General features: G+C 45.6%; 5 protein-coding genes and 1 pseudogene. All 6 read right to left on the bottom strand.

What is annotated here, in order from left to right:
• Window positions 1-91 precede the first annotated feature (91 nt).
• Window positions 92-1,030: a hypothetical protein gene (locus ACFO6W_RS21175; protein WP_380000199.1), complete on the bottom strand. Its 939-nt coding sequence runs from the start codon at window positions 1,028-1,030 to the stop codon at window positions 92-94.
• Window positions 1,031-1,090: 60 nt separating this feature from the next.
• Window positions 1,091-1,585 carry a hypothetical protein gene (locus tag ACFO6W_RS21180; RefSeq protein WP_380000201.1) on the bottom strand — a complete coding sequence of 165 codons (495 nt, stop codon included), beginning with the start codon at window positions 1,583-1,585 and terminating at the stop codon, window positions 1,091-1,093.
• The gene (locus tag ACFO6W_RS21185; protein WP_380000204.1) at window positions 1,560-2,357 is read right to left on the bottom strand and encodes a hypothetical protein; all 798 of its coding nucleotides are present in this window, start codon (window positions 2,355-2,357) and stop codon (window positions 1,560-1,562) included. The genes ACFO6W_RS21180 and ACFO6W_RS21185 overlap by 26 nt, the downstream gene beginning before the upstream one ends.
• Complete coding sequence (locus tag ACFO6W_RS21190; protein WP_380000206.1) at window positions 2,354-3,346, bottom strand: DUF6712 family protein; 993 nt, start codon at window positions 3,344-3,346, stop codon at window positions 2,354-2,356. The genes ACFO6W_RS21185 and ACFO6W_RS21190 overlap by 4 nt, the downstream gene beginning before the upstream one ends.
• A 120-nt stretch (window positions 3,347-3,466) precedes the next feature.
• The gene (locus tag ACFO6W_RS21195) at window positions 3,467-4,828 is read right to left on the bottom strand and encodes a hypothetical protein (RefSeq protein ID WP_380000208.1); all 1,362 of its coding nucleotides are present in this window, start codon (window positions 4,826-4,828) and stop codon (window positions 3,467-3,469) included.
• Between the two features lie 72 nt (window positions 4,829-4,900).
• Window positions 4,901-5,752 (bottom strand): annotated as a pseudogene (locus ACFO6W_RS21200) (DNA adenine methylase).
• Window positions 5,753-5,851 lie beyond the last annotated feature (99 nt).

Raw genomic sequence — 5,851 nt, forward strand, 5'->3', positions numbered from 1 at the left:
GTATGCCGGCTGTATCTTCATAATAGGAATCATTATTGGAGTATGTCCTTCGTCTCATATTTTTTACTGTTTACTGCTAACTGCTAACTGATTAATTTGCTTCTCCGACACGTATACTATACCTCCCTGGCATGTAGCACCAGATATTCACTTCCGCTACTTTACCTGCCGGAATGCTTACAGTCGGTTGCCCGTAGTCGTTATCGTAAGCCGCTCCTGATGGCAGGGTAAGCGTAATCGAAGATGCAGATGTATTCTTTACCCGTATCACTTGTTCATATCCGGGAAGCAAGGCTGCTGCATTCGCTAACGACATCGTTGCATTTGCCGATATTTGGCAAAATGTGTTGGCTGCCGTAGCCGGTATATTCGCTACAGATGTAAGCGATTGGGAGGCCAGCTTGAAAGTCAGGTAAGCAGACCCTGCCGGCGAAAGCATAGTTAGCAGGTAGGTAAGCGCATCCTTTACGGTAGCGCCGGGCACAGTACTGTCGTTGCTTATTGCCGACGCCATCGGCTTCACATCCAACTGGTTCCAGTCCTGGCCCGGCATAAAGTAATAACCATTGCCTGTTATGGTTTCCGTCCAAAGAAATCCGGGTTCCGCGTTCTGGTCTACTCCAGCTCCCCATGCTCCGGCGGTATATGTGGTTTTATATACGATTGTTTTCGTAGCATCCATATATAGAGCCGTATATCCGTCCGGTATAGGATCACCGCTGGGTAGTTGCGTAGGGAGTTGCGCTTCTGTTTGTACTATAAAGTTTTCCTGATCTTTGTATTCGAAGAAGCCCTGCGAGAATCCTGCCAATGCGTTGTTCAACTGGTCGTTGTTGATCAGCATATTTCCGGTGTTCGTTCCGGATGGGATCAGGATCAGTATCGTATTTACCTTTCCGTCGGTGTAGTCCTTCGAAAAATTTATTATATTCAATAAACAAGTACCTACCCGGTAAGCCGTATTCGCTTTCTTCCGGATTTCATCCCTTATTAGCGTTGCCTGGGCTATTAAATCATCGATTACGCTCATATATATTTATATTAAAATGTACTTCAAATTTGCCTGTTATCCTGCTCCGGAAAAAGGACATCATTCGAACCGGTCAGGATCCAGGCAGTTATCGAATGGAAGATTTATATCAAACGACAGGAGTACTCCCCATAGATGTGCTTTTATATTTTCCACATAATCCAGTTCCGCATTATCCATCACCAGTGATTTCAGGAAGGGAAGGTTCCGTTTATCCACTCGGATTTTTTTTATAAAATCTTCAGCCACCGCTTCCATCTTTGTCCACACATTTTCTATGTTATTAAAATCACCGGCATCACGGATGTGATCCAGGAACATTAGCTCCACATGCCGGCTTTTCCTGAAATTATCCGGCTGGCTCGTATAGCTGACGGTCAGTTTCTCCATGGTAACAACAGGATAATAAATATTCGCCTTTCCTTCCTGAAGCAGTTCATCGTTATCCAGTCTCACAAAATGTTTTTTTTCTGCCGAATGCTTTATAAGCACATGTTTCCTGCACAGGTTTTCTATATACTCCGTGAAATCATCTAACAGGTTTTCGTTTCCCATCCTTATAATTCTTTATTCTGTTATTAATCGTTTTAAAGGCCCGGATACATTTCAGGTTCCGGTACTCTTCCTCATGCAGGATATCATCTCCCATGAAACCGTCCAGGATGGAGTTCCAGTCCGGGCGTCCGGAACCGGCCCTTTTGTTTTTCGCATTCTTTTTTGGCTGCTTCTCCTTATCTTCTTCCCTGTATTCAAACAGGTACCGGAAAACACCAGACAGCCATTTACGGATAAATGTATAATTCAGGAAGATGGCAAACATGGTAGCCTTATCTACTTTTGCCGCTATGTATGCCATACGCTCTTCAAAATCAAAATCCCGGATAGATTCTCCCTTCTTCATATAGAGAGATGATACAAACCTGCACAGGCTGTCGTCATCATGCCCGTTCACATAATCGAAGAAGTACGTGTCCAGGATCATGAATTGTTCGAAGGATACACTCTTCAGCTTTATCTCCGGGGAGCACAGATATGTGTCCGGTATTTCCTTCAGGTAAAAGTAATTCACGGCAGCTTTTGGCTCGGATATAAAGCCGGCACACTCGATTAGCCTGTACTGTTCAAATTTCGAGAACTTCCCGGCAAGCTTTTTGCTTATACCGAAATATTCACTGATAAACACGTCATCCGGGACCTGCTCCAGAAATAGCCGGCTGCAAATGGCAAACTGCCGGCCCGAGAGCTCCTCCCATTTTTCCGGAGCCCGTATTTCTATCGCTTTTCGAAAGAAATGCAGGCGCGTATATTCTATCCGTATTGTTTTCATGCCCAAAATGATTTTTTTCCGTTATTATCCCTGTTGGGTATTTTCTTTGCATTTGACGGCGGGATACCGAAAGCCGTTTTCAGGTATTGCTCGGCCAGTAGCCAGTAAGAGATAGCATCGGCTTCAGCCTTGTCGGCCTGCATGGCGATACGGTTATCGGCTACAGGATCCAGCGACATATAAGAGCCGTCACCACCCTTCAGGCTCGTAAAGAACAGTCCCCTGTCTGTCAGGCTGCCTGTCTCCAGGATCAGCTTACGCACTCCATAGAATACGACTACCGGAAGTAGCTTTTCACGCAGCTTCAGGTATTTTTCATCCGGAGAGTCCTGCATTAATGCTTCTTTGAATTCATTATACAGGATAGCTCCGAGCCGGGGAGCAATGACCGTATCCTCTATAACCCTGAAAGCCGGTTTCAGCCGCAGGAACACCAGACGGCTGTTATTGACAGGGTAATATCCGTTCACCTCCTGCGTACTCCTTACGATTGCGTCTTTTGTCCGCGTGTAATTTTCAGAATCCAGGTATTCGGGAAACTCGTCTGTATTCTCTTCCAGATAGGCGATCAGGTTGTCCAGGGCATCGAATCCTTTTTGCTTGAAACCTTCCTTCAGGCTATGTTCCTGATATTTATACGGTGTTTTCGTCTTTTCCGAATCCTGCCGTTTGATACCGGCATCGCCGATCAGTACCTGAAGCTCGTCGTAGTCATACCAGTAAGCCAGGAAAGCATTTGCGCGCTGGCCATAATAAAGCAGTTTTATTTCCTTGTCATCCGTGTCCTCCCTGATGATGCTTATATCCACTACTGCATCATATATCTCCTGTAGTCTTTCCACTACGGCGTTACCCATTACGGGCCGGATGAACAACCCGAAAGCATTTTGAAAAGCCGGGTTCATATTCCGGAAGCTAAGGGATGTCGATATCGGTATATAAGGCCTGAGTTCGTCCCCATCGCTCCATTTATTCTCTGAGAATATCATGTCTTTTAGTTATAAGTTATGAGTAATAAATTATAAGTTTTTTTTAGCTGTTGGCCTTCGTCGCTTCGCGCCATTATTAATTCTTAATTTTTCATTCTTAATTATATTGGCACATTAACTTCACGCTATATTTTGCTGAGTACCGGCTCCCGTGTTCAGTGTTGTCAGTATCGTATTCCGGAACCGAAGCGATACATCCTCATAGCCATTGTAGCGCAGCATAATCTCCACAGGATCCAGAAAGTTCTGGCGGTCTATCCAGGCATTGGCTATATTCACAAGGAAAGCCTCCCGTATGTTCGAGCCACCCTGGTTTCCGGCATATGTCCCGCCGGGCATACCGGCACCCAATACGTTCGGGTTGATCATCAGTGAAAACAGTATTTCCGAGTTGGCGGCAGCCGATGTGACCAGCTTGTCACCTTCCTTCGATTTGTTGTCCAGCGGCGTGATCTTCCATTCTTCCTCGACCTTGCCGTTCTCATTGACCGCGAAGAAAGTAAAGATCGGTTTTTCAGCATTATCGACTCCCAGCAGGTTCCTTTCGACATCATCCATGTAGTCCTGGATCGCTTTCTCCCGTTCGGCTACCGTGTCGAAGTCTGCTTCAGGGAATTTCTTATCCCAGAACGCATACGGTATCTGTATATGCCATTTCCAGGTGGCCTGGTTCTTATACACTTTCTGCAGGTACCGGGGCACCTGTTTGGCTATGTCTATCCATCCGGCAAGGAAGCAGGCCAGCCAGATAGGCTCCCCGTAGGTATCCCGGTTGCTCCAGCTGTCGCGGATCACCATTACCGTGCTGTCCTTGGATTTACCTTCAAAGCGCCGGATATCCAGGTCCAGTTCCGGATCATACTCTGACAGTACGTCCAGAACTTTATAATCCCCTGCTCCCGGTGTGTCGGGCCATTTCCCGGAGATCACGCATTTTTCCCTGCCGTTCGGATCACGTTCGCTCAGTCGGCAGAAGTAAGCGTTCAGCGGGTTTAATCCGACAATCCGGCTGCCGTCCATATTCGTGACGTTCTGCACAAAGCCGCACCCGAACTTGAAATAATCACGGGCCACACGCTCCATATACCGGCGGATGACGCGCGAGGATACAATTTTCTGAACTTCCGGATTGGGATAGGGAATCAGCAATTCGTTTCCGTCCTGGTCGTAGCCGTCGATCTTGCAGGCATGTATGCCCTGCCCGAGCGTGAAGTTCCGGATGAATTTGAGTCCGGTGTTCAACACGCCGGTACTGGTGATTATCCTGTCAGCCCATTGCGGGAAATCGTTGTTATCTTTCCACGACAGTAGCCTGATACCCGCCAGCTGCGTAAAATCCTGGTCCGGCTTTGTATCCACGGTCTGGATCAGCTTTTTTTTCTCTTCCGGGGTAATACCCGACGGGGAGCCGGTCGTGTTCAGAAAGGTGCTCGAACATGACATCATCAGCGGCGTACCGTTCTTATTGAATAAGATTTGCATATCTTTTTTACCACAAATATGCCCGGATAAGCCTGAAGCAAAAAGGACATGAAATAATAAGACAAGCGGGTTTTATTTCACAAGCTTATACAACATCATATCATTATATCCCGATGTCTTATTCAGCGTTACGTGATGTGTCCTGAGCACCGAGTCAACAAAAGGATTCCCCAGGTTCCGGTTATCAGCGAATCACTCGCATAGCTCTACCAGTGAACTTTTATCGGATGTAAAGAAAATATAATCGGTGCCAGACAGCACATTCAATACGTCCAGGTAGTCGCGCAGCTTCCAGTATTTATCAGAATGATATGTTCCTGTATCGGTTGACAGGTATGGAGGATCCACGATAAATAATACTCCGGGAATATCCTTATAACGGTTATACAACTCCTTATAATCACAATGTACAATCTCAAGGCCCTTCAGGTATTCGTCCGGATCACAATCATAATCCGAGGCTTTCACCCTGTTATATAAATGTTCCTTCCGGAAACCTTCCAGGGACAATGCATATTTGGATGAAAACAGCAATGATGCCGATAAGGTGATATAATCGGTAAATCCCTCCCGGTCATCCAGAACAATACGTTCAATCACTTTATTTTTAAAAGCCTCGTCGATCCGTACCTTATCCCTGGGAATATTCGCCAGTATTGTTCTTATATCTGATAATAGTCTGTTGGTCTTTCCAATATTACGCAGACGTTCCGTATAATTATCATAATCGTTGTATATGACCCGGCAGCCGGGCAATATATGCTTGGCCGTATGAGACAACAGCCCGGAGCCTCCGAACAGGTCCACAATAATGCTGATTTTCTGTTTCTCATCGATATCCTTTATCGTTTGTGCAAAATATCCGGCAAACATTCTCTTTTGCCCCTGGAAAGGAAGGGGCGCAGTTTTATAAATTTTATCCATGTTTAATTTGTTTTTTAAATCGTTTAAATATTAATTAATTATGCGAATCAGTAGTTGCAACTATTGGCTGATTTATTTAATTAAAAGATTAATTATCAA

Source organism: Dysgonomonas termitidis, from assembly GCF_042654545.1.
GTDB lineage: Bacteria > Bacteroidota > Bacteroidia > Bacteroidales > Dysgonomonadaceae > Dysgonomonas > Dysgonomonas termitidis.

Bases quoted from the DNA above. Each gene is read 5' to 3' on its own strand.
- ACFO6W_RS21175 (WP_380000199.1), bottom strand. From the start codon at position 1,030: ATGAGCGTAATCGATGATTTAATAGCCCAGGCAACGCTAATAAGGGAT.
- ACFO6W_RS21190 (WP_380000206.1), bottom strand. From the start codon at position 3,346: ATGATATTCTCAGAGAATAAATGGAGCGATGGGGACGAACTCAGGCCT.
- ACFO6W_RS21195 (WP_380000208.1), bottom strand. From the start codon at position 4,828: ATGCAAATCTTATTCAATAAGAACGGTACGCCGCTGATGATGTCATGT.
- ACFO6W_RS21185 (WP_380000204.1), bottom strand. From the start codon at position 2,357: ATGAAAACAATACGGATAGAATATACGCGCCTGCATTTCTTTCGAAAA.
- ACFO6W_RS21180 (WP_380000201.1), bottom strand. From the start codon at position 1,585: ATGGGAAACGAAAACCTGTTAGATGATTTCACGGAGTATATAGAAAAC.